Below are 23,647 nucleotides of genomic sequence, written 5' to 3' on the forward strand. Positions count from 1 at the left end.
TATCTACGAGAATTCTTTTATGAGGCAGTTTAGTAAGTTGCAAAATTCAATTGATAAATTTTACGAGGACGTCCTTGTTGATGGGTCATTTCTTCACCAACAATATTTACATAGCCATTATCAACTAATTTTTTAATAATACGCTCTGTAGTACGTCGTGTTACTTGGAGGTATTCAGAAAGATTTTGAGATGTAAATTGAGCTGACTGTCGTTCGTTACTAAAGTTGATTATTTTAGAAATATTTAATGGACTTAAACTTGTAAGCTTAGCCATTTGTAAAACATAAGGATCATCGGTTTTTAAAGAAATTTTACCTTCTGTATTAGGGAAAGGCCCTAATAAGTTTTTATGTTCATCAAGAATATAAATCTCAAAAGGTTTAGTAAATGTTAAAGCATGCTGAGCATTTTGTGTGGCCTCCAAAATGGAATAGCCATAGCCAAATGCTAGCTTAAAAGGTTGTTCAACTTGCTGTATGAGCTGCTCTAAATTTTCCTTTTCGAGAGCATTTTGAAGATGTCCAGCAGTTGTGTATAGCTCAAAGGAATGCGTTGAAATTTGCTTAAAAGTTGAAAAGGTAGCTTTCGCAATTTGACTTAAAACAGTTGATTCAATGGAAGTATTTTTAGGGATTTCTAAGAGACCCACTACAGCCTTGAAAGCTTCTGACTTGGTTAATAGTGATTTTGATTTTGTTTCTTCAAGGCATTGAATAATAGATTTGGTAGCATCTAACATACGCATTGACGGTATTTGAAGTGCTTGTAATTCATCAAATACACTATGAATACTGGTAATGACAAAATCAATACTTTTTGAATTCCACAGGGCGATATGGCGTTTTAAAATATTCTCAGTTGGCTCAGTAATCGAAATATGCTGAACATGTGGCTTTTGACCATGAAATTCTATTTCTGCTAAAACATTATCAACGAATGCAGGATTCATTACATCAATGGATATCCTGTCGATAGCTACAGCATGTTTGGCTACTAATGATAACAATGTTGTAGAAATGGTTGTTTCATCTTGCTTAATATAATTCCAAGGTATTGGAACTTCTGAAAGTAATGATTGTGTGTGTAGATAAGGTAACGTTCCTCCAAATAATATTGCATCACACGGTTTTATTTGCTTCATTAAAGTAGGCGCTTCAGAGGGGTGGCTGTAAAGATAAAATTCTAATTGAATATCGGTTATGTTTTGTGCGATACTAATAATACGTTTCATAAATGCTTTTGAACATATAATCGCTATTTTGGTAGACATGGACATCACTCCTTTTCTATTTTTTTAAACATTTAGCGACGTATTAGCGACAACTTTAACGACAGAGGAGACTGATTAAGATGAAAATTAAACAAGTAGAAATTTTTGCTATACATTTACCGCTAATTGATCCATTCATCATTAGTTATGCTACATATGATACAATGCCTTCCATTATTTTAAAAGTAACTACCGATACAGGTGTGGTAGGGTATGGTGAAGCTGTTCCTGATGAACATGTAACAGGTGAATCATGGGAAAGTACATATGCTGTACTAAAACATCAGCTTGTCCCAGCTATTATTGGGGAAAGTCCAATGGCCTTTGAAAAACTACACGATAAAATGAATAAAGTTGTGAAAGATGTACCAGCAGCAAAAGCAGCGATCGATATTGCTTGCTTCGATATTGCTGGAAAAGCCTTAGGGGTGCCTGTATACCAACTTTTAGGTGGACGTTATCATGAAAAATTCCCAATCACACATGTACTAAGCATTGGAACACCTGAAGCAATGGCAGAAGAGGCAGCTAATCGAGTAGAAATGGGCTATCGCTCTTTTAAAATGAAGGTAGGTACAGAGGTACTTCGTGATGTAGCCCGTATAAAAGCGGTACGTGAGCGAGTAGGCGAAGACATTGCTATTCGAGTGGATGTAAATCAAGGTTGGGGTAATGCAGCCACTACTTTACAAGGTTTACGTGCTATGAAAGATTTAAATATCGATTGGCTAGAGCAACCTGTCGATAGCGAAGACATTGATGGAATGGTGGAAATTAAATCAAAGTCTGATGTGACATTAATGATTGATGAAGGACTACGAGGCGTACGTGAAATGCGTGAAATTATTGCCAAGCGTGCAGCAGATAAAGTAAATATTAAATTAATGAAGTGTGGTGGCATCTATCCTGCTATGAAGCTTGCTGTTATGGCGGAAATGGCAGGAATTGAATGTCAAGTTGGTTCCATGGTAGAGTCGTCAGTTGGTTCTGCTGCAGGCTTCCATGTAGCATTTTCTAAGAAGATTATGACGAGTGTAGAACTAACGGGTCCATTAAAATTCTCAAAGGATGTTGGGAACTTACATTATGATGTACCATTTATTTGCTTAAATGAAAAACCGGGATTAGGTTTAGATGTAGATGAAGCTGTCATCCAGGAATTATGTAAGTTTTCAACTGTTGTCACAGCCTAAGGAGGCGTAATATGGAAATTATCTATGATGGTATGCTTGGTGAGACACCGTTTTTTGTTATAAAATTAACACTCCAACATTTACAACAAATTGAAGAGCTACAAGTTGAGGTTTATGAAGCTTTAGCAGACCAAAGTATCCTACAACCCTTAAGCACAGAGGAATTTGAGTATATTTTAAATGGTCATGGAATGATGATAGGTGCTTATGTAGGGGAAGAATTAATCGCCTTTCGTGCACTGTTAAACCCGCCAATTGATGAAGAACACCTTGGCTATGATTGTGGGATTGCAGAAAACGAATTTCAACGTGTTTTATATCAGGAAATATCGAATGTATCACCAAAATATCGAGGTTACGGATTACAGAAAACATTAGCTACAGTAGTGATGGAAAATATCGATTTAGAAAAATACGATTATGTTTGCTCCACTGTAAAGCCATATAATATTCCGAGCTTAAAGGATAAATTCTCGCAAGACCTCGTTATTAAAGGATTAAAAATTAAATATGTAGATAAGCTTCGTTATATTTTTTATAAAGACTTACGACAAGAGATGTCCCCGAATTTTACTGAAAAACAAGTGATATCGATGGGAGACACAACTGCGCAACAGCAACTTTTAAAACAAGGTTTCCTTGGCACGTCTATGTTTGAAGAAAACAACGATTGGTTTGTAGTATACGAAAAATAAAGCACAAAGCCTTACCATTCACATGAATTTGTGGAAGGTAAGGCTTTTTTAAAAGGCTCTATTATTTTTTCATTGGGCAAAAACCACAAGCCATTAAACCTGGGATATCTTTAGAAAAACAGCATGATTTTCTTACAGGAACGTTGACTAAATTAGTCGGGCTAAGACCACCTGTATATTGTGCCCACCAAGATTTATTGGAGAAGCGTGCCCATGTTTTTGGGTCCTCTAAAGCCTCAATATCCTCCATGGCTTGATCGGCTAAGCCAGGATTAGATAATAATATATGATAATGCCATAGCAAATAGCCGAAGAAATTTTCCCAAATGGTAAGGGGGGAGATGGAGGTTACTTTACGAAGCTGTTGGACAATGACATGGCCATCGTAAAGAATTTTCTTAATAACAGCTTGGCGTTCATCTTCCTCAACGTAGCGCCAATCATTTGGATTAGCAAACATGGCAACAGTAAAGCTATTAAATTCCTTTGCAGCATCAAAACGCAATTCAAGTGGCTTACCATCCCATACTTCGTCATAAGCGGCAAGCATATAAAATTGCATAGCAAAAAACATTCCATAGCGGCGTGCAAAGTGAGAAATAGCGGCTGTTTCTGTTGCTGCATCTGTTATACCCATCATAAGGTTTAAAAAATCAGGATGGTAAAAGTCTTTATGTATATCAGCTAAAGTAAATAAAGTCCGCTTAGGTTCAGTTGTATAAATACTGTAAGAGTTTAATTGTTGAACTTGATCCATTGTTAAAGCTGGCATAGTTATCCTCTTTTCCTTTGAACATCTGTTAACTTCATTATAAAGTAATCATTTTTGCTTCACAAATGGAATATCATGTAGTAAAATACATTAAACATATCAGAAAGGTGGGTTTTAGGGTGTCGCAACTTCATACAATTCCAAGACCACTTGTTAGACTGAACCAGTGGACTATTCTTCTGAGTGTCATTTTATCATGGGTAACAGGAATTACCTGGATATTAGTAATTCCACTAGCTGCAAATTTACTAGGTATTTTATGCAACTATAACCCGATACTTCGTGTAGGGAAGCTCTTTTTAACAAAGGCTCCATCTACATATATACCAGAGGATGCTCAGCAGCAAAAATTTAATTCAAGTATTGCTAGCCTTTGTTTAGCAGCTGGTTTATTAGGTTATCTGTTACATTGGCAGGTTGTTGGTCATATCTTTACTGGCCTGGTTGCAATTGCATCATCCATCGCAATAGCAGGCTTTTGTATAGGCTGTTTTTTACATTTTCAGTTGAAGCAATGGCAGTACCGACGCTCATTAAAAAAATCTTTTTGAAAAAGTAAAAAAATTATAAGATTATGATTGACATTTTAATTGATAATGATTATCATTATCGTATAAAGATTATTCCTCGTCTACAATACAGTGTAGAGAGGATGAACTTTAGCTACTTTTCTCCAGAAGTTTGCTAGTTCATGATTACGCTCCTAAAACCCCCCTCATTTTTTGGGAACGTGAAAATCTCAGACGACTTATTCTAAATTTAGAATAGAGTCGTCTTTTTTTTGTAAAAAAACAGCCCATAAAATGGACTGCTAAGAAGTTGTGTTTTGTTGCACAGCATTCTTTTTCCCGATAATCATTGTATAGTAACTATGTAATAGCATACCAACAATGATAACTCCGAGACCTGCAAGTGCAATAGGGCTAGGGAAGGCAATTCCTAATAGTAATACCTCACCAATAATAACGAAAAGAATTTCTGTTGACTGAGTTGCTTCCACAGCAGCTAGCTTGCCTTGATGGTCTCTTACGCGATCCGTTGCTATGAAAAATAAAACTGTTGCTATAACGCCTGAGCTAATTCCAACAAGCAATGATTGAAACATTTGACTTGCTGAGGGAAGTCCTACTGTAAGAACGGCATAAATAGCTATGATGATCCATGCTGGCATTGAAGCAATGGTCATTCCTAACACCCGCTGAAAAGTATCGATTCGGCCCCCACAAACTTCCATCATTTTACGATTGCCGAGAGGGTAAGCAAAAGCTGCAACGATGACAGGTAAAATACCAAGCATTAAACTTCTAAACGATACTGATTGTGCATGAGGTATTTGTATAAGCAAAATACCTACTAAAATGACGCATGAAATAAGCAAGGATATGAAAGGTATTTTTTGTCGCACTGTTTTACCAGCAATGATCGATACAAAAAGAGGAGCTAATAATACACCAGCAACGATTGTAAACTGCCATGTACCTGAAACCAACCAACCTGGACCAAAAGCAGCAGCAAATGTTAATGGCGCGTAAAATAAAACAAATCCAACAAAGCTCCAAAGTAGCCATGCTATAGGCTGTGCTTTTATTTCACCAGAAAGCTGTGAAAAGCCCTTACGATAAAAGACAATGATAAGCAAGAAAGGGAGCATAAAAAAATAGCGTAATGATGCACTCCATAGCCAACTACCACCTTGCATTTCCATTGCGTGATTTAAAATAAATGTCACGGCAAAGAAAAGGGAAGCTAAAATACCTAATGCAATTTCTTTCATAAACATCACCTCAATTTGAGTTTATAACCTCAAACCCTTTATGTAATTTGAAAATTCAGTAATTATGGCTGAAAAAATTACGAAGAGAGGAAAAACCCCTCTTCGTAGCTATGAAAATTTTTCATGATTCCTTAGGTAAATGCGTATAGAAATAAGTTCACTCAAAATTAAAACTATTATTTTGCTTGCTGTTCAAAAAGCTGAACGATTTCTATGATAACTTGAGTTGCTTTTTCCATTGTTTCAGCGGATACATATTCGAATTTGCCATGCATGTTTTCGCCACCAGCGAAAATATTTGGTGTCGGTAGGCCCATATAAGATAATTGTGAGCCATCTGTACCGCCACGAATTGGCAGGGTATTCGGTGTAATATCTAATTTTTCCATTGCAGTACGTGCAATGTCAACAATTTCTTTTACAGGCTCAATTTTTTCACCCATATTGTAGTATTGATCTTCAATGGTAATACTCAGTGCATGCTCACCAAATTGTGCTTGAATTTTAGCTGCAGCATCACGCATTAATTGTTTTTTCTCTTCAAACTTTTGGCGATCATGGTCACGCACGATATAAGATAGCTCAGAATGCTCAAGAGCCCCTTTAAAGCTCATTAAATGAATGAAACCTTCATAACCTTCTGTCTTTTCAGGAACTGCGTCAGCAGGCATTTCATTTTGGAAGGCAATAGCCATTGTAATAGCATTCACCATTTTATTTTTTGCTGAACCAGGATGGACGCTAGTGCCTTTTGTAATTACTTTTACGCCAGCGGCATTGAAGCTCTCGAATTGTAGTTCGCCAAGTGGTCCACCATCCATAGTATAGGCATAGTCTGCACCGAAAGCGGCGACATCAAATTTATGTGGTCCACGACCGATTTCTTCATCTGGCGTGAAGGCTACACGGATTTTACCATGCTTAATAGTAGGATTTTTAATGAGGTACTCCATTGCCGTCATAATTTCAGCAATCCCTGCCTTATCATCAGCGCCTAATAAAGTAGTACCATCTGTTGTAATAAGTGTTTGGCCTACATAGTTTTTAAGCTCTGGGAAGTCAGTCGGAGACATAACTAAGTTTTCGTTTAACTGAATATCTCCACCATCATAATTATCTACACGCTGTGGCTTCACATTTGTGCCTGTATAGTCAGTAGCTGTATCAACATGGGCTAAAAAGCCGATAGTTGGTACTTCTTTTTCTGTATTAGCTTCTAATGAGGCAAATAAATAGCCATTTTCATCTAATGTAATGTCTGTTAAACCAATTTCGGCAAGTTCGTCTTTTAAAACATGTAATAGGTCAAATTGCTTTTGTGTAGAAGGAGTTGTTTCGCTTGTGAAGTCTGATTGTGTATCAATTTTTGCATAGCGTATTAATCGCTCAATTACTTGTTCTTTCATAAGTATGGCCTCCTAATGTATATATGTTAAAATTCTTTGTGCTTTCACAAAGCCGATTCCAGGCGCAATTATGCCTTGGCATAATCGATATTATTGTAACACTTTACTTCGGATTTCGGAATATTGAAGGATACTTAAAGCAATAAGTAATTGGGCGCTATAATAAGTCAGCATGATAATTTCATGAGAAAATGCTAGTGGCATGACAAATTTGTTAATAGCTAAATAAGAATCAGATGCAATAAATAATATTGCACCACTTGTTGCCAGAGTAGATCCAGTTTTAATAGCTGTCCATCCCATTGTGAGTATCACAGAAATGTAGGCGATTACTGCAATACCAAGTAGGGTTTCACCTGTTTTAAAGACAGATCCCGTAATCCATATAGCCATACTTGCTCCATAGAGTAATAATAGTATTTTAGCCCAAGTTGGTACATGCCGCTCATTTGCAGTAGAGAAAGCAAAAATATAAAAGATATGCCCGATAAGAAAGCTAGTTAGACCGATTAAAAACCACTGCAATGTATAGTCTCCAATCATGCAGAATACAAGCCCAACAATAATCAAAAGTTGGTATTTTTTAATATGTAATGGCTTCTGAATCGCAGCTAAAATAATGATGAGCAACATAGGAATCACTTTAAAGATGAGTTTTAAACTTTCAGCAATATGGGAAAAGAGAAAAATATAATAAAGACCCAATAAAATAATGACACTGATTAATAATTTTTTTAACAAATTTTTCAGCTCCTTTCCTTTTGAAATTCAATATTTATGGTAGAATTCCTTTCTGTACAACGTATGTATGAAACTTTTTTAGTATGTAACCGTAAAGTAAGTAGTGAGAAAGAAGAAGAGAGGATGAACCAAATGACTAAGCTACTGATAGCTTCAGCAGTCATTGCATTGATCGCAAGTGTGCTAGTGACACCGCTTATTACGAAGAAGCGAGAAGATGGACAATCGAAAAAGGTAATAGGATACTTTTTTATTGGAGTCTTTGTACTAGGGTTTTTAGCCACAGGGATTACGTTATATGTAACAAAAATTGATGTAAATTGGCTTGTTTTTTGGCCTGCTATTATTTTATTAACGTTAGTGGGTGTTCTGCTAGCAAGTGGTATCGAAAGGAAAATAAAAGGTGTTTTATTTTTAGCAAGTCTAGGTGTAGCTGTGTATGTTTTATCAGCACCTTTATGGAATGCTAATGAAAAATTTAAGTCATCCGAAATGAAGGAAGAAGTTGAAATAAAACCATTCGATGAGACACAAACACCTGCAAGTGTACCACCGAAATTTGCTCGCAATAAAATGAAAAAGGCTTTCGGTCAAGTGCCAAATACGAGCTACTATGAATTAGGACGCTTACAAATTCAAAAAGTGAAGGGCGAATATGTTTATATCGCACCAGTTGAATTTTCTGGATTCTTTAAATGGATGAACGGTGGTACAACACCTGGTTACTTCATAATGAGTGCTACAGATTCTGCGGATAATCCTAAATTTATAAAAGAGGAAATGAAATATGTACCTTCCGCATATTTAAATGCTAATTTAGAACGTCATATTCGTTTACAACACCCATTCCTTATTTTTTATGGTGACGTACAGCTGGAAGTAGATGATGAAGGAAAGCCATACTATATTCGCTCATATGGGGAATTTATTTCTGCGCGTAATGGCTTTGATGTAAAAGGAATTGTCTTGGTTGATGCGCTGACGGGGAAATCAGAGGTCATTAAACTGGATCAAATACCTGAATTTATTGATGGTGCTGTATCACCAGAGACAGTAAGTTTACAAAACAGTTATTTCGGTAATTATGTACATGGTTTTTGGAATAGTATGTTTGGTAAAAAGGATGTAAAGATTCCTTCTGATGAAGGAACAGAATCGAATGTTAGCCCGATTTTCGATGAGAAGGGTGATATGTATTACTTTACAGATTTTACAAGTCCTAAAGAAGGTGTAGATTCAATGTTAGGCTATTCACTAACAAACGCACGAACAGGGGATGCAACATACTATACAGGGAATCAAGACTCAAGTTATATGGATTCACAAGGTAATTTACAAATAATAGAGAAGAAATTTATTGAGAAAAAGTGGAATGGCGAAATGCCAGTGTTGTATAACTTTTATGGAGAAGCGAGCTGGCTGACAGCGGTGCTAGATTCCAATGGTTTCTTACAAAACTATTTTATTGTTTCTGCAGCCAATCCTGAAATTTCCGTTTACGCTACTACTCCTAAGGAGGCGTTGAAATTATATAAAACAGCCTTAAGTCGAGGAGGAAATACTGTAGATGGTAGCTCAAGTGCTGAGGAAAAACAAATAAGTGGTAAGGTATTACGTGTATATAAAGAACGTCTAGGCGATTTTACAACTGTATCTTTCTTATTAAACAATGGTGAAAATTATTTAGTGAGTGCCGAAACAGAACCTTTAGCAATTTATTTACAGGAGGGTGATGAGGTAATACTCACTTATGGAGATACAGGAGAGCAGTTCCTACCAGTTCGCTCTCTTATAATTAGAGGACTACAATAAAAGAACAAAAGACGATCTTGTTATTACGAAGATCGTCTTTTTTATGTAGCTTGCCCTTGAACATAGGTAAGCATCTTTTCTCTATGGTTCATAAATAGTCTTTTTGCATGAGCATTTAGTGTAAAGATTTCTTGTATATACCCCTGTAACAATTTATCTTCATATTCAAAAGCATGGCTTTGAGTGTTTTCTAAAATATAGGATAATAAAAGAGCATGCAAGACAACTACTTCTAAATTCTGTGTATTCGTAACGAATTTTAAATTGAGTATAGTAGTGTGAGAAACGAACTGATTGACATAATCAATGGGTTTTTTATATACATTCAAATCAATATGTGGCTCGAGTCTTTTTCTTAATTGGGTGCATTCATTATTTAAGTCTTCAATTTTTAAGAATAAACCTCTTACACTTCTCTTATGCTGTTGTTCTAAGGTGCGAGCAAGATGTTTATTGATATTGGACATTGTTTCTATAACTCCTTTCTTTAATAGGTATCATTTATTAATATGAATGGAATAGCTGGAAAAGGAAAGAGTCTTTTCGTTTAATTTAAGGTTAGATTTATAGAAGTAATTGTGGCAATATCCCTAGATTGAATATATATAGGTAATATTTTTATGTAAAAAATGGAATTATTATCATACGATAGTAACTCCATTCTCGTTAATTTATTTCCAATTAAACCCTTTAGTTGCTAAAAACTCTTTGATATGCGGACGTCGTTGTTCAATTAAAAAATCAGCCATCTGTTTTGTCCAGTTATCAATTTTTCTGTTAGACGAACGGCTGTTATAATATATTTCCATTTCCTCGTTGTAGGCTGGTAAAAGTTCTTCATATTTTTCAACATTGTATTCATTTTCATGTAATACAGCAGATACAGGTAAACGAGGTTTTACCTCATTGCGACGTGCAGGAACGCCGATTGTTAGCCCGAATAATGGGAAAACATGGTCAGGCAGATTAAATAATTCACTGATTTCAGAAGGTTTATTGCGTACACCTCCAATATAGCAAATGCCATAACCCATTGACTCTGCCGCAATAACAAAATTCTGTGCAAACAATGATACATCTGCTACCCCGACAAGGACATTTTCAGCAGAATCGGCTACAATATCCACTCCTTCTAGTTTCCCAGCCATTTGAAGTCGCTTGAAATCTACGCAAAAAACAAATGCCCCACCTGAAGTTTCATATTGACGTGGATTACCAGAGAGTAAGCCTAATTTTTCCTTTTTATCTGCATCTGTTACCCATATTACACTATAGGCTTGCACAAAATGTGATGTTGCAGCCATTTGTGCTGTTCCAATTAAATCTTCAATGATTTCTTTTGAAATCGGTTCTCCATCATAGATGCGTACCGAGGAATGGCTACGTAATAGTTCTTTAACCATTAAAAACTCTCTCCTTTGTGTCTGTTCTATACCTTGAGCATAGCACGCTTTTCTAGCAAAATCGAATAATGAGGAACAAAAAGTTATTTATAAATAATTTATAAATGACGAAATTATCTCGTAAAGTAAAATATTTCATTTGATATAGATTAAATATTCTAAATAGTATAAAATTATAGAAGCGACTGTTTATTTGGTTGTGCTACCAAAAAATTACATGATCTTTATTCACAAATGTTTAGACAGCATTAGCTATTAGGTAATGAAATCCTCCTGGAATAAAGATACATTCTCTGACGGATGTCACAGATTTACTGGAACCAAATATGCAAGTTGAACAAAAATAAAGTGGAATGGAGGAATAGGGAATGGAAGAAAAGTTAGCGAAAAAGCTTCGTCATGAACAATTACGAAGCAAGGTTGTAACAGCAGAAGAAGCAGCTTCTTGGATTAAGGATGGCATGGTATTAGGGATGAGTGGATTCACACGTGCTGGTGATGTAAAGGTTGTACCTCTTGCACTTGTAGAGAAAGCAAAAAAAGAGGATTTTCAAGTAGATGTCTTTACAGGTGCATCACTTGGACCTGAGGTAGACCAATATTTAGCAGAAGCAGGGGTCATACGTAAGCGCGGTCCTTTCCAAGCAGATGCTGGCATTCGTAATAAAATCAATAGCGGTGATATCACATTTGTCGATGCCCATCTTTCCCATAATGCTGAGCTTGTTCGTCAAGGCATTATTGGACCAATTGATTTTGCGATCATTGAAGCGGCTGCTATTACAGAAGAAGGCTTATTAATTCCTACAACTTCAGTTGGTAACTCTCCCATTTTTGTGCAAGAAGCAGACCAAGTCATCATTGAATTAAACGTAGCACAGCTTGATGCATTAGAAGGTATACATGATATTTATGTACCTGCACAACAAGGAAAACGTGATCCAATTCCTTTACAGAATGTCTCTGATCGTCTTGGTATAATTGGAATTCCACTAGATTTAGATAAAGTAAAAGGCATCGTCATTTCGGATATATTAGATGCGCCATCAACGATTGTCCCTGCAGATGAAGAGACAGATGTTATGGCTAATCACTTATTAAATTTCCTACGTGAAGAGATTAAAGTAGGTCGCTTAACAACAAGTTTGCGTCCAATTCAATCTGGGGTAGGTTCAGTAGCAAATGCTGTATTGCTAGGCTTTAAAGACTCTGAGTTTGAGAACTTAGAAGTTTATTCAGAAGTTCTCCAAGATGCAGTATTTGAATTAATGGATGCAGGGAAAGTGAATTTTGCATCTGCTACTTCTATTACCCTTTCTGAGCAAGTAGGAAACCGTGTTTATGGGAATTTTGAAAAATATGCTGATAAATTAGTGTTGCGCCCTCAAGAAATTTCAAATCAGCCTGAAATTATTCGTCGACTCGGATTAATTTCAGTGAATACGGCATTGGAATTAGATATTTACGGCAATGTGAATTCCACACATGTTTCTGGTACAAAGATGATGAATGGTATCGGAGGGTCTGGTGACTTTGCTCGTAATGCACGTTTAGGAATTTTTGTAACAAAGTCTTATGCTAAGGGTGGAGATATTTCGAGTATTGTCCCAATGGTCTCACATGTGGATCATACGGAGCATGATGTTGATGTCATTGTAACTGAACAGGGCGTAGCAGATTTACGAGGACTTGCTCCAAAAGAACGAGTGGGACTTATCATTGATAATTGTGCACATCCTGATTATAGGGAGCAGCTGTGGCAGTACTTTAATGATGCCAATGAGGCAACGGGTGGACATCACACACCACATGACCTAGAAAAAGCACTATCATGGCACGTTAACTATGCGAAAAACGGTACGATGAAGGACCCTGCTTTTACGAAACAATAGTCTTATCTTAAAAGCCTTGAAGGACAGATAGTCTGTTTCTTCAAGGCTTTTACGTTTTAATTTAATGAAAGTTCTATAATAATCCAATCCATTTCCAATAAGTTGCAGAGAACAAAAGTACGAGAAGGAAACCGATAATGGTTAAGGGAATTCCAGATTTCAAGAAATCCTTTGTTGTAAAGGAGCCTGTACCATAGGCAAGCATGTTTTGTGGTGCACTAATTGGTAACAGGAAGCCAAAGCTTATGACGAATTGTTGCACAATAACAAAACCAACTTGATCAACATTAGCCGTTAATGTGGAGGCTAAAACGATAAACACAGGTATAAGTGCTGAGGCTAAGCTAGTTGCGCTTGCAAAACCTAAATGAATCAAAATGTTAAATAAAGTTACGAGTGCGATGGTTGCTAGTAAAGGCATAGTATCTAGCCCAAGTGAACCAAAAACTTTATCTGATAACCATGCAGCACCTTGCGTATTTAGTAAAATGGTTCCTAACATAATGCCTACCGCAAAGACGATAATTGTCCCCCATGGAATATGAGGCTCAACTTCCTTCCATGAATACACACCGATTTTAGGCATTAATAGAATCGCGATAGCAATAATTGTGACTGTTGTCGTATCAAATGGATGTAGCTTCCCTTCAGTTGCCCAGAAAAATAGTAAAACTACGGATGTAATGATTAAACGAATTTCAGGAGCCTTTAATGGGCCAAGCTCTGCAAGCTGTTTTTTGATGACCTCTTTACCACCTTCGATATTGCTAGTCTCAGGTTTAATTAAAGCAATCATAATGAAAAATAAAAAGATCGACATAATAATTGAGAAGGGGGCTGCATAAAGTAGCCAAGCACCCCATGAAATATCCACATTAAATTGCTCTTGGATAAAGTTTAAAGCCACCATATTTTGAGCTGCTGCAGTTTTAATACCAATATTCCAAATGGAAACGGCTTGTACCGAAGTAATAACTAATAAGGCAGCAAGCCGACTATCACGTGGTAAACCAAATGCTGCCACCATTCCAAGCAAAATCGGTACTACTGCGCCAGCTCGTGCTGTAGCAGAAGGTACAAAAAATGCGAGGACGATAGAGACTAAAATAGCGCCAAATACGATAGCTTTTGTTTTCGTTCCTACCAGTGAAAGAATCCAAAGTGCAAGTCGTTTATGTAGATTAGTAATTTGCATTGCTGCGGCTAGAAAAAGAGCTGCTGCTACTAAAGCAACGGCAGAATTACTAAAGCCACTTAAAGATAATTTTAATGCGCTAGCTGTTCCTAGCTCTGTAGTTGGATTATCCATTGACGGAGCGAGTCCTAGTAAAACAGTTACTAGTGCAATGATCATGGCCGAGCTCACAGGATATGAAACGGCCTCTGTAACCCAAAGGATGACTGCAAAAGCTAAAATGGCTAAAGCTCGTTGCCCAGCTATAGGTAAATCACCATTGTTAGGTAAAAAGGTAATAATGATTAGTAACGCGAATGCCAAGCCAATCCATAGTGGCTTTAAATTAAGTTTTGTAGCTGCTTGCTTTGGTGAAGACATATTTTCTCATCCTTTCTACGATAAAAATGACGATTATTATCCATAACATCGGCCTGTATAATGTTTTATTGAGATAAGAATATGTCTATTTTATTGTAGAAAAAAATCTATGTGAAAATGGTGTTTTTTACAGCAATATGAGTAGATAAAGAGAAAAAAAACGGTCACAAAAAATACAAAAATATCCATTAAATATTATTTCTTTTTCTTAAAGGCAGAAGTTACTTTAGGCTCTGTTCCATTGACTAATCGTTTAATATTTTCGAGGTGCAGGATGATGGCTATGCCAAAAAGAAGAAGAGCTATAATGGTTGGGCCAATGCCAGGAATCCATAAATAAGTTGCTGTACAAAACACGAGATAAAATTCTAGAACACCTACAATTAAATAATTTGTTGCAAAGGATAAAATAACAAATAAAATAAGTGCAAATAAACCAATCTTCCAATCAACAGCAAGTAAAATACCAATGATGGAGGCCGTTCCTTTCCCGCCGTTGAAGCCCATGTAGAAGGGGAAATTATGACCTAAAATAACCCCAGCAGCCATAATATAAGTAAGCAGCCAAATTTGTTCTTCTGTTAAATGAATAGCGTCCGCTAGATAAAAATGTGCACCTATAATAGCGACAACGCCTTTGCCTATATCGATGAGGGCTACTAAAACGCCATACTTCCAGCCAAGGGAAAGAGTGGCATTAGAGGCACCAGCATTACCGTGGCCAGCCTTTTTTAAATCAACCCCCGATAAAAATTGAGCCACTTTAGAGCCGTGAATACAGCCTATTATATAGCCAATCATAAGAAAAATGATCACGGCCTTTACCATAAAAATACTCCTCTCAAAATTTTTTCTAAAATAGTGTATGCGTTCATATTACGTATAAGAGCAGACAGAAGTTTCGGAAAAAATAAAATTTACATGTTGACAGAAAAAAACTCTATGTTTATACTGTGTAACAACGATGGAAATTGAATCTCATACTCTTATCAAGAGCGGCGGAGGGATAGGCCCTATGATGCCCGGCAACCAGTAAGCAATGAGCTTACTAAGGTGCTAATTCCTACAGATTCTTACTTGGATCTGGCAGATAAGGGGAGGAAAACTTGCAACCGCAACCCTCTTCTTAGCTGAAGAGGGTTTTTGTTTTCTACAGAAAATCCTCCTCATCTCCGGTACCATCGTAAAAAAATAACCATTTGGAGGTACACAATGACAAATTTTAAACCAGAAACATTGCTGTTGCATGGTGGTCAAGAGCCAGACCCAGTGACGGGATCTCGCACAGTTCCAGTCTATCGCTCAACTGCTTTCGTATTTAAAGACACTGCTCATGCGCAACGTCTTTTTGCCTTAGAGGAAGCAGGGAACATTTACACACGAATTACCAATCCAACAGTTGATGTGTTTGAAAAACGTGTGGCTTTATTGGAAGGTGGAACAGCAGCAGTAGCACTTTCATCTGGTGCAGCAGCTATCGCATTTTCCATTTTAAATCTAGCTGGAGCTGGTGATGAGATAGTAGCAGCTAGTTCTTTATATGGTGGTACGTATAATTTATTCGCTAACACATTACCAAACTATGGTATTAAAACAATTTTTGTAGATGAAACAAACCCAGAGAATTTCAAAGCAGCGATTACTGATAAAACAAAAGCTGTTTTTGCAGAGGTTTATGGTAATCCAAGTTTAAAGGTTTTAGATATTGAGGCAGTAGCTAAAATTGCACATGATAATGGGCTACCATTAATTATTGACAGCACGTTCGCTTCTCCTTACGGTTCTACACCTATTGAATACGGCGCAGATGTTGTAGTTCATTCAGCAACTAAATGGATAGGAGGTCATGGTACAACTTTAGGGGGCGTTGTTGTAGACGCTGGTAAGTTTGATTGGACTAGCGGTCGATTCCCTGGTTTTACTGAACCAGATGCCTCTTACCATGGTCTACGTTATGGAATTGATACAGCTTCTGCTGCCTTTGCTACAAAGCTACGTGTACAATTATTACGTGATTTTGGTCCAACATTAAGTGCTGATGCTGCTTTTAATTTATTGCAAGGGTTAGAAACGCTTCATCTGCGTATCCCTAAACACAACGAAAATGCATTGGCAGTGGCTGAGTATTTACAAAACCACCCATTTGTGGAGTATGTAAATTATAATGGCCTAGAAGATTTTCCGACACATGAGTTAGCAAAAAAATATTTAAGAAATGGCTTCGGTTCAGTGCTTACATTTGGCATAAAGGGTGGACGAGAAGCTGGGCGAAAGCTTATTGATAGCGTGAAATTATTTTCACATGTAGCAAATGTAGGTGATGCAAAGTCATTAATTATTCATCCAGCTTCCACTACTCATCAGCAACTATCAGCAGACGAATTAGTTCAAGCTGGTGTAACCGAGTCGCTCATTCGCTTATCCATCGGTTTAGAGGCAGTAGAGGATATTATTGCTGATTTAGATCAAGCCATTACACAGGCTACAACAACTGAACAAACAGTAGAAGCTTAAAGTTTAAAGAAAATGGTAAGATGTTGTGACGTTAACGTATTTTCTCATTCGATTAGCCTCATTTGGTAATGCGTTAAACGTTGCTACATCAATCTATTACTGCATCCGTTAATTATCAGAACCTTATAAAAAATAATACCAAGTAATTTTATATGTATTATTGACTTTGTTAAATCCATGTTATATACTAGGAAATAAGTTAACAGTACGAAAATTTTTTTTAAAAGGTAAATGTTTCATAAGTGCTCCCCCACTTTTGAATATATAGAAGAGTAGTTGCCTAGCCAGTGACTACTCTTCCCAAAAACTGATGATAAAGGAGTGTTTAAAATGGGTAACATCTATAGTGCGCAAAACATTGTATCCTATCTAATATATGAGCTAAATGAAGGGCATGTATTTGTCAACAATAAATCCATTCAACACCTTCTTACATCAGTCGAAAGAAAATGGCAGGAAGTATTTGGTCATACAGCATTTCAAGAACATGTTTTTACTGAAAAGGACTTTACTGTAAAGGAAGTATTTGAGGCATATGAACAGTACGGTGTGAGCCATATCTCACTTCCTGCGACAGAGTTTTACTTGAAGTATGGTACATTTCAATTAGTGGAACGTACGTATGCAATACCAAATTTTACAGAAGAAGAGATTAGTCTTGTTCAACAAGCTTTAGCACAATATCGTTATCAATTGCTTTCAAAAGCAAGTTAAAACCCCCTCATATTTTTAAGCTCATTCTCTGCTGCTACAGGGAATGAGTTTTTTCTTTAAAGGGATTGTTATGAGTGTCTGAGCATACATATATATAATAGAAGAAAGACATTCATATATTGAAATGTAAATAGTCAATATTTGTTCAAATCTTATAGATTGATTAATAAAACGTATAATAAAGGGAATGAAACCGATTTCTTTTGCACATCTAGAGAAAACAAATGTCCTTCCTAGAAAGATTTTTCTTGTGCAAAGCGTGTATTTGCGATACAATTTTCTTTAAGTTAAATTTTGAATTATTTGAATTTGTATGTGTCCTAACACATATAGAAATAGCGAAACTCATACAAAGAGAGTTGTTGGCTAAAGACTGCGGTGGGTGTCAAATTGTCATGACACAACCCCATGGAAAATTAGCTTTAATGAAACTGCGGAATGTAAGTTGGAGGGAATAACAAGAATGGCAACTATAAAGGCAGCGATTTTAGGATTTGGAACGGTAGGTCAGGGGATTTACCATATTTTAAATGAAAAACGAGAAGAGCTAAAAAATAAATTAGGTATTGAATTAGAGGTAGCGAAGATTTTAGTGACAGATGCTAGTCGTGAACGTGTACCAGGTACAGCACATTTAATGACAACAAGTATGGATGAAGTCTTAGCAGAGCCAGGTATGCAGGTAGTGTTTGAAGCAATTGTGAACGAAGAACCTGCATACAGTTATTTAAAGCGAGCGGTGGAACATAAATGTCATGTTATTACTGCCAATAAAGTGATGTTTGCCAAACGAGGTTTGGAGTTGCAGGATCTTGCAAAAGCTAATGGCGTTTTTGTAGGCTATGAGGCTACTACCGCTGGTGGCGTACCTGTGATAAAAACAATGAAAAATATCTTACTTGTAAATGATGTAAGTCGTATACAAGGTGTCTTAAATGGTACATGTAATTATATTTTAACAAAAATGCGTGCACAGGGCTGGTCGTTCGAAACAGCTTTAAAAGAGGCACAAGGCTTAGGTTATGCCGAAGCAGATCCATATAATGATATATCTGGGCAGGATGCATTTAAAAAATTAATGATATTAAGTGCCTTAGCTTTTGGTGAGCAGCCTGACTGGTCAGATGTAGAGGTAATTGGGATCGATAGTATCTCTGCTGAACAGGTTCATGAAGCATGTGAAAAGGGTCTTCGTTACCGCCATGTTGCTGAGGTGGAAAAACTAGCTAACGGTAAGATTATTGCAAAAGTAGGTCCTCAACTAGTTGATAAAGAGCATCCACTTTATCCAGTCGATGATGTGTTCAATGCGGTGGCATTAGAGACTAACTATATTGGTACATTAACATTAATCGGTCCTGGAGCAGGGATGTATCCAACAGCGAGTGTCATGGTAGAAGATTATGCTGAAATCATTGGGAAAAGAGCAGGATTTGTTGTGACAATCTAATAAAAGCTTTAAAAAAGGCCCGCCATTCAACAATGTTCAATTGTATGAATGGTGGGCTTTTAGTCTTCATCTTTGACGTCTATGTCCTCTGGAATAGGAGTAGCACGCCAAATTTCAATTTCCTCTTTTATACGTTCCAATTGTTTAAAATAAGTGCTGAATTGTCCACTATTGATTAAAATTTGTTGGCCATCGTAAACAGAACGGATGCGTCCTTCGTAAATTAGACGCATTACTTGATCCTCAGGCATACCAAGATCAATAGCTGTCTCTTCAATTGATTTGTACATACGATTCGCTCCTTTTACTGTTTTTATTATAACGTCCATTCATGAGAAAACATACTATTGGAATTAAAAGAAAAGTAAAAATGATAATTGTTTGATTTTGGATAAATATGTATGATTAGTATGGAGAAAGATGTGAAGCGGGGATGAGCTGAAAAATGTTAAATTCATTGTTTGTATTACTAGCAGCTATTCTATGGGGAATGACAGGTACTGCCCAGACATATTTGGATGAAGGGGTATCTCCAATAGCTGTAGCCACGATTCGTTCTGCAATTGGTGGCAGTTTATTATTAGCTATTACGATTATAATGAGGAAAATTAATTTTTTAAGGTGGTCATGGAAATGGACAATTTTAGCTGCGGCTAGTATTGCGTTTTTCCAAGGTCTTTTCTTCTCATCCAGTCGTCTAACAGGTATAGCCATTGGAACTGTTGCTACTATTGGTAGTGCACCAGTGTTTTCTGGTGTATTAGAGTGGCTAGTATGGAAAACACGTCCCACAGCAGTATGGGGACTTGCTACATTGATGGCCATTATCGGATGTCTTTTATTGTTTATGAATAATGGAGAGGAGTCTGTTCACGTTGGCGGATTCACATTAGCGCTTTGTGCAGGTTTGTCCTTTGCATTTTACACAAGCATAAGTAAAAAATTAATGGCACAAGAAGAAGCATTACCCGCAGTTGCTATGACATTCTCCATTTGCGCTTTGTTTTTACTGCCGTTTTCTATACAAGATGGATTTTCCTGGTTAGTAGATGTGCACAACTTATGGACAATGTTATTTATGGGGATTATGTGTACAAGCGTAGCGTATTTCCTGTTTTTAAGTGGACTACAAAAAATTAGTTCATCCTCAGCTGTAACACTTTCATTAGCAGAACCATTGACTGCTGCAATTCTTGGTGTGTTTTTAATTGGAGAACACTTAAGTATAGTTTCCTGGCTTGGAGTAGCGATGCTTTTAGGTGGCATTGTTGTTTTAACATTGGGTGGGAGAAAAAAGCTAAAACCTTAAGAAATTCTTCATTTTTATAATAGCTGGTTTTTAAGATTTAAAAGATACACTTATATTTGAGAGCGAGGTGTATATCATGACGAAATTAACAGTTCTTGTTACAGATGACGATCAAGATATTCGTGATGGTATTGAAATCTATTTAAAAAATGAAGGCTATCATGTCATTAAAGCAGCAGATGGCTTAGATGCATTAAAAAAGCTAGAGAACAATGAAGTACATTTAATAATTTTAGATATCATGATGCCAAATATGGATGGAATTACAGCAACCTTTAAAATTAGGGAAGAGCGTAATATTCCGATTATCATGCTGAGTGCAAAGGCGGAGGATGGCGATAAGATTCATGGATTATCGGTTGGAGCAGATGATTATGTAACAAAGCCATTTCATCCATTAGAGCTGTTGGCACGTGTAAAATCTCAGCTGCGCCGTTATGTTCAGCTAGGAACGTATAGTGAGGGAGCTACAAAAGTGGAAATAGACGGACTTATTCTTGATGAAGAGGCAAAAGAGGTTGTACTAGAAGGAGAACCAGTTCGACTAACCCCGATAGAATATAAAATTACAGAACTATTAATGAAAAATGCAGGGCGTGTGTTTTCGATTCGTGAAATTTATGAACGTGTTTGGAATGAGGAAGCTTATAATGCTGAAAATATTGTAGCTGTTCACATTCGGAAAATACGTGAGAAAATTGAAGCTGATCCGAAAAATCCACGCTATCTAAAGGTGGTATGGGGCGTTGGCTATAAAATGGAAAAATAAATTAGAGAAGTATATGACTATTGCTGGATTTATTGCAGGTGTTATTGGGCTTATCTATTTTGGAATTTATGCCTATCAAATCGTCGATTCTCGCTCCTCAGAGGTTTTACAATTGTTAGAAAGAATTTTTTAGAGGAGTGTAAAAAGGAATGATAAAAAAATGGAAATCTCTTCTCGTATTAATGTGTTTAATCTGGACAATTTTCGGAGTTTTTACTTTTTATAATGTGGGCTATCAGTATATTGGTAAATCATATTTTGATTCGGAAAATTTCCAACATGAAATCGATAATTTCACGGCAGAACTAGGACCGTTAGTAATTAATGTACCAAATGCAGAAGAATTGAAAAATAAAATTGAGATTACTCAAACTGAAATAGAAGATCATCGTAATTATTATGGTACATTAGGACAGCAAATCGATAATATTAAGGCACAATACGAACAACGTATTCAGGAAGCTATAGATGCCAATGCAACAGAATTAAAGACAAAGCTAGTGTCTGAACGTGATAATAAAATTAAAGATATTACAGCAAATTTTGAAGATGATGAGCATGTAAGAAAAAAGATTCTTGCTGAAAAGGAAGCCCTCATTGATAAATATATTAAAGCAGCAAAAGGTGAATCCAAAAACTTTGGAAAAAACTATGACTATTGGTCTTATGAGTTGACCAATACAGAAACTGGTAAAACATACCGTGCAGGTGATGTTACCGAAAGTAGTGCCTATAAAATTAAGTATACTGATCGAAAACCGCTATATGCATGGAATATCAGTGAGAATTTAAGAGATATTTTTTACAATACCGAAACATACGTGAATGTAGATGATCTTTACGAAACAGCTGAATATACAGGTGTAATAGCTATTTCAAAAAAAGCAGCTATGTCAGAAGATGTTATACAGGGAGGGTATCAACAATTTCAACAGTTTCAACGTAATCAATATACTCACTACTTTATTTGGCTCACAAGTATTTTAATGGCCGTCTTTGTATGGAGGGGGCGTAAAGACTTATTACAGATAGTTACGAGTATGAAGGAAAAAGATCTTTTAACAAAGTATAAAATCGATGTACAAATTATTCTTTTGTTAATAACGAGCCTTATGTATTTCATTTCAGCCCAGGTTGTTTTTGAATCTATTGAATATAATTCTGTTTATAATTATAATTATGTCCGTTTTATACTCGATATTGGCTTTAAAATAGTTGTTTTAATGGTAATTGGTAGTGCTTTCTTCGTGCAATTAATTTGGTTGTATACAAGAGTAAATACTTTGAATAAGCTAGAGGAAAATGTGAAATCGAGCTATTTATGGTCACTTGGGGATTCGTTGACTGACTTATTTATTAATCGTTCGATCGCATTACATTCAATTGTAATGCTAGCCGCAGCCTTCTTTGGAGGTGGTAGCCTTGTTGCTACCATGATAGGAGGCGGAGCTTTTCCAGTCCTTGTACTTGGCATTTGTATGTTTATAGGATTTCCTGCTATGATTGTTTTCCTATCAAGAATGGGTTATTTAAACCGTATTATGAAAGATACGAAGGATATGGCTGAAGGACGTTTAAATCGTGATGTAAAGGTTAAAGGTAAATCTCCGCTTTCAGGTCATGCAGAAAACCTCAATCATTTACGAGAAGGTGTGCGTACGTCCATGCATGAGCAGGCGAAAAGTGAGCGGTTAAAAACAGAGCTGATTACAAATGTGAGTCATGATTTACGTACTCCTTTAACCTCTATAATTACGTATACCGATTTACTGAAGAAGCCAAATATTACAGAGGAAGAACGTAAACAATACATCCATATACTGGATAAAAAGTCTGAACGTTTAAAAGTGCTGATTGAAGACCTTTTTGAAGTATCGAAAATGGCTAGTGGTAATATTGAACTTCACCGCAGTCGAGTAGATTTAACACAGCTTATCCAACAAGCTGTAGGGGAGCATAAAGAGGATTTAACACAGTCACAACTAGATTTACGAATGACCATGCCTCATGATCCAATCTTTGCATATGTGGATGGTCAAAAATGGTGGAGACTTATTGATAATTTAATTGTCAATGTTTTGAAGTATGCGCTAGAGGGAACGCGTGTTTATGTGACATTTAAGCGTACGGCAGATGGCGATGCTGAATTTACGGTGAAAAATGTAGCAAAGTATGAAATTAGTGAAGATGCTGAGGAATTATTTGAACGCTTTAAACGTGCAGATGCCTCACGTCATACAGAGGGCTCAGGGCTTGGATTAGCCATTGCACAATCCATTGTCGATTTACATGGAGCAAGAATGAGCATTGATGTAGATGGCGATTTATTTAAAGTAATCGTTCGAATTCCAGCAGTTTAATGGTAAAAAGGCGGCAA

General features: G+C 36.5%; 22 protein-coding genes and 1 riboswitch. Of the genes, 12 read left to right on the forward strand and 10 right to left on the reverse strand.

All coding sequences use genetic code 11. The features are described 5' to 3' along the window. Window positions 1–29: 29 nt before the first annotated feature. Window positions 30–1,271 carry a hypothetical protein gene (locus VK91_RS12760; RefSeq protein WP_048393260.1) on the reverse strand — a complete coding sequence of 414 codons (1,242 nt, stop codon included), beginning with the start codon at window positions 1,269–1,271 and terminating at the stop codon, window positions 30–32. 80 nt (window positions 1,272–1,351) lie between these two features. Here VK91_RS12760 and VK91_RS12765 point away from each other — a divergent pair, with 80 nt between their 5' ends. Together VK91_RS12765 and VK91_RS12770 are read left to right on the forward strand one after the other, a co-directional pair. Next, window positions 1,352–2,464, forward strand: coding sequence for a mandelate racemase/muconate lactonizing enzyme family protein (locus VK91_RS12765; protein ID WP_048393262.1), 1,113 nt, complete (start codon window positions 1,352–1,354; stop codon window positions 2,462–2,464). Between the two features lie 11 nt (window positions 2,465–2,475). Next, entirely contained in the window at window positions 2,476–3,159 is a 684-nt protein-coding gene (locus VK91_RS12770) for a hypothetical protein (protein WP_004229769.1), read from the forward strand. A gap of 61 nt (window positions 3,160–3,220) precedes the next feature. Here the strand turns inward: VK91_RS12770 and VK91_RS12775 are convergent, their stop codons facing one another. Further along, window positions 3,221–3,931: a Fe-S oxidoreductase gene (locus VK91_RS12775; RefSeq protein WP_048393264.1), complete on the reverse strand. Its 711-nt coding sequence runs from the start codon at window positions 3,929–3,931 to the stop codon at window positions 3,221–3,223. Window positions 3,932–4,050: 119 nt separating this feature from the next. Here VK91_RS12775 and VK91_RS12780 point away from each other — a divergent pair, with 119 nt between their 5' ends. Next, window positions 4,051–4,482 (forward strand): DUF4395 domain-containing protein, encoded by a 432-nt coding sequence (locus VK91_RS12780; RefSeq protein WP_048393265.1) that lies wholly within the window; start codon window positions 4,051–4,053, stop codon window positions 4,480–4,482. Between the two features lie 260 nt (window positions 4,483–4,742). Here VK91_RS12780 and VK91_RS12785 read toward each other — a convergent pair whose 3' ends face one another. The 3 genes from VK91_RS12785 to VK91_RS12795 form a co-directional block, all read right to left on the reverse strand. Further along, the gene (locus tag VK91_RS12785) at window positions 4,743–5,705 is read right to left on the reverse strand and encodes a multidrug resistance efflux transporter family protein (RefSeq protein ID WP_048393266.1); all 963 of its coding nucleotides are present in this window, start codon (window positions 5,703–5,705) and stop codon (window positions 4,743–4,745) included. Between the two features lie 176 nt (window positions 5,706–5,881). Further along, complete coding sequence (gene pepT / locus VK91_RS12790) at window positions 5,882–7,111, reverse strand: peptidase T (protein WP_048393267.1); 1,230 nt, start codon at window positions 7,109–7,111, stop codon at window positions 5,882–5,884. 90 nt (window positions 7,112–7,201) lie between these two features. Then, window positions 7,202–7,852 (reverse strand): lysoplasmalogenase, encoded by a 651-nt coding sequence (locus tag VK91_RS12795; RefSeq protein WP_048393269.1) that lies wholly within the window; start codon window positions 7,850–7,852, stop codon window positions 7,202–7,204. Window positions 7,853–7,984: 132 nt separating this feature from the next. On the opposite strand from VK91_RS12795, the gene VK91_RS12800 reads away from it, so the two are divergent. Next, window positions 7,985–9,664 carry a tripartite tricarboxylate transporter TctB family protein gene (locus VK91_RS12800; protein ID WP_048393456.1) on the forward strand — a complete coding sequence of 560 codons (1,680 nt, stop codon included), beginning with the start codon at window positions 7,985–7,987 and terminating at the stop codon, window positions 9,662–9,664. 41 nt (window positions 9,665–9,705) lie between these two features. Here VK91_RS12800 and VK91_RS12805 read toward each other — a convergent pair whose 3' ends face one another. Both VK91_RS12805 and chrR read right to left on the reverse strand, forming a co-directional pair. After that, window positions 9,706–10,131, reverse strand: a complete 426-nt coding sequence (locus VK91_RS12805; protein WP_048393271.1) for a hypothetical protein — start codon at window positions 10,129–10,131, stop codon at window positions 9,706–9,708. 204 nt (window positions 10,132–10,335) lie between these two features. Beyond that, window positions 10,336–11,067, reverse strand: coding sequence for a class II chromate reductase ChrR (gene chrR / locus VK91_RS12810; protein ID WP_048393273.1), 732 nt, complete (start codon window positions 11,065–11,067; stop codon window positions 10,336–10,338). A 368-nt stretch (window positions 11,068–11,435) separates the two neighbouring features. Here chrR and VK91_RS12815 point away from each other — a divergent pair, with 368 nt between their 5' ends. Next, entirely contained in the window at window positions 11,436–12,959 is a 1,524-nt protein-coding gene (locus VK91_RS12815) for a succinate CoA transferase (protein ID WP_048393275.1), read from the forward strand. A 73-nt stretch (window positions 12,960–13,032) separates the two neighbouring features. Here the strand turns inward: VK91_RS12815 and VK91_RS12820 are convergent, their stop codons facing one another. Together VK91_RS12820 and VK91_RS12825 are read right to left on the reverse strand one after the other, a co-directional pair. Next, window positions 13,033–14,514 carry a DASS family sodium-coupled anion symporter gene (locus tag VK91_RS12820; protein ID WP_048393276.1) on the reverse strand — a complete coding sequence of 494 codons (1,482 nt, stop codon included), beginning with the start codon at window positions 14,512–14,514 and terminating at the stop codon, window positions 13,033–13,035. Between the two features lie 195 nt (window positions 14,515–14,709). Further along, on the reverse strand, window positions 14,710–15,342 hold the full coding sequence (locus VK91_RS12825) for a glycerol-3-phosphate acyltransferase (RefSeq protein ID WP_048393278.1): 633 nt from the start codon (window positions 15,340–15,342) through the stop codon (window positions 14,710–14,712). 155 nt (window positions 15,343–15,497) lie between these two features. Further along, a riboswitch (SAM riboswitch) is annotated at window positions 15,498–15,611 on the forward strand. Between the two features lie 115 nt (window positions 15,612–15,726). Between VK91_RS12825 and VK91_RS12830 the strand changes: the two genes are divergently transcribed. From VK91_RS12830 to VK91_RS12840, 3 genes are all read left to right on the forward strand, one after another. Continuing rightward, window positions 15,727–17,028, forward strand: coding sequence for an O-acetylhomoserine aminocarboxypropyltransferase/cysteine synthase family protein (locus VK91_RS12830; RefSeq protein WP_048393279.1), 1,302 nt, complete (start codon window positions 15,727–15,729; stop codon window positions 17,026–17,028). Window positions 17,029–17,358: 330 nt separating this feature from the next. After that, on the forward strand, window positions 17,359–17,742 hold the full coding sequence (locus VK91_RS12835; RefSeq protein WP_048393282.1) for a hypothetical protein: 384 nt from the start codon (window positions 17,359–17,361) through the stop codon (window positions 17,740–17,742). Between the two features lie 463 nt (window positions 17,743–18,205). Continuing rightward, a complete protein-coding gene (locus tag VK91_RS12840; RefSeq protein ID WP_048393283.1) occupies window positions 18,206–19,192 on the forward strand; it encodes a homoserine dehydrogenase in 987 nt (328 codons plus the stop codon). Between the two features lie 59 nt (window positions 19,193–19,251). Here VK91_RS12840 and VK91_RS12845 read toward each other — a convergent pair whose 3' ends face one another. After that, window positions 19,252–19,482, reverse strand: a complete 231-nt coding sequence (locus tag VK91_RS12845) for a hypothetical protein (protein ID WP_004229745.1) — start codon at window positions 19,480–19,482, stop codon at window positions 19,252–19,254. A gap of 155 nt (window positions 19,483–19,637) precedes the next feature. Here VK91_RS12845 and VK91_RS12850 point away from each other — a divergent pair, with 155 nt between their 5' ends. From VK91_RS12850 to VK91_RS12860, 4 genes are all read left to right on the forward strand, one after another. Next, window positions 19,638–20,501, forward strand: a complete 864-nt coding sequence (locus tag VK91_RS12850; RefSeq protein ID WP_048393285.1) for a DMT family transporter — start codon at window positions 19,638–19,640, stop codon at window positions 20,499–20,501. A 76-nt stretch (window positions 20,502–20,577) separates the two neighbouring features. Continuing rightward, window positions 20,578–21,270 (forward strand): response regulator transcription factor, encoded by a 693-nt coding sequence (locus tag VK91_RS12855; RefSeq protein WP_048393287.1) that lies wholly within the window; start codon window positions 20,578–20,580, stop codon window positions 21,268–21,270. After that, a complete protein-coding gene (locus VK91_RS22725; RefSeq protein ID WP_155483369.1) occupies window positions 21,248–21,403 on the forward strand; it encodes a hypothetical protein in 156 nt (51 codons plus the stop codon). Before VK91_RS12855 ends, VK91_RS22725 begins: the two co-directional genes overlap by 23 nt. Before the next feature lie 16 nt (window positions 21,404–21,419). Further along, the gene (locus tag VK91_RS12860) at window positions 21,420–23,630 is read left to right on the forward strand and encodes a sensor histidine kinase KdpD (RefSeq protein WP_053075714.1); all 2,211 of its coding nucleotides are present in this window, start codon (window positions 21,420–21,422) and stop codon (window positions 23,628–23,630) included. Window positions 23,631–23,647: the final 17 nt, after the last annotated feature.

Origin of the sequence: Lysinibacillus sp. LK3 (genome assembly GCF_001043675.1) — a bacterium.
GTDB classification, from domain to species: Bacteria; Bacillota; Bacilli; order Bacillales_A; family Planococcaceae; genus Lysinibacillus; species Lysinibacillus capsici.

Coding starts and splice junctions, on each gene's coding strand:
- VK91_RS12760 (WP_048393260.1), bottom strand. CDS start 1,271: ATGTCTACCAAAATAGCGATTATATGTTCAAAAGCATTTATGAAACGT.
- VK91_RS12765 (WP_048393262.1), top strand. CDS start 1,352: ATGAAAATTAAACAAGTAGAAATTTTTGCTATACATTTACCGCTAATT.
- VK91_RS12770 (WP_004229769.1), top strand. CDS start 2,476: ATGGAAATTATCTATGATGGTATGCTTGGTGAGACACCGTTTTTTGTT.
- VK91_RS12775 (WP_048393264.1), bottom strand. CDS start 3,931: ATGCCAGCTTTAACAATGGATCAAGTTCAACAATTAAACTCTTACAGT.
- VK91_RS12785 (WP_048393266.1), bottom strand. CDS start 5,705: ATGAAAGAAATTGCATTAGGTATTTTAGCTTCCCTTTTCTTTGCCGTG.
- pepT (WP_048393267.1), bottom strand. CDS start 7,111: ATGAAAGAACAAGTAATTGAGCGATTAATACGCTATGCAAAAATTGAT.
- VK91_RS12800 (WP_048393456.1), top strand. CDS start 7,985: ATGACTAAGCTACTGATAGCTTCAGCAGTCATTGCATTGATCGCAAGT.
- VK91_RS12805 (WP_048393271.1), bottom strand. CDS start 10,131: ATGTCCAATATCAATAAACATCTTGCTCGCACCTTAGAACAACAGCAT.
- chrR (WP_048393273.1), bottom strand. CDS start 11,067: ATGGTTAAAGAACTATTACGTAGCCATTCCTCGGTACGCATCTATGAT.
- VK91_RS12815 (WP_048393275.1), top strand. CDS start 11,436: ATGGAAGAAAAGTTAGCGAAAAAGCTTCGTCATGAACAATTACGAAGC.
- VK91_RS12820 (WP_048393276.1), bottom strand. CDS start 14,514: ATGTCTTCACCAAAGCAAGCAGCTACAAAACTTAATTTAAAGCCACTA.
- VK91_RS12825 (WP_048393278.1), bottom strand. CDS start 15,342: ATGGTAAAGGCCGTGATCATTTTTCTTATGATTGGCTATATAATAGGC.
- VK91_RS12830 (WP_048393279.1), top strand. CDS start 15,727: ATGACAAATTTTAAACCAGAAACATTGCTGTTGCATGGTGGTCAAGAG.
- VK91_RS12835 (WP_048393282.1), top strand. CDS start 17,359: ATGGGTAACATCTATAGTGCGCAAAACATTGTATCCTATCTAATATAT.
- VK91_RS12840 (WP_048393283.1), top strand. CDS start 18,206: ATGGCAACTATAAAGGCAGCGATTTTAGGATTTGGAACGGTAGGTCAG.
- VK91_RS12845 (WP_004229745.1), bottom strand. CDS start 19,482: ATGTACAAATCAATTGAAGAGACAGCTATTGATCTTGGTATGCCTGAG.
- VK91_RS12850 (WP_048393285.1), top strand. CDS start 19,638: ATGTTAAATTCATTGTTTGTATTACTAGCAGCTATTCTATGGGGAATG.
- VK91_RS12855 (WP_048393287.1), top strand. CDS start 20,578: ATGACGAAATTAACAGTTCTTGTTACAGATGACGATCAAGATATTCGT.
- VK91_RS12860 (WP_053075714.1), top strand. CDS start 21,420: ATGATAAAAAAATGGAAATCTCTTCTCGTATTAATGTGTTTAATCTGG.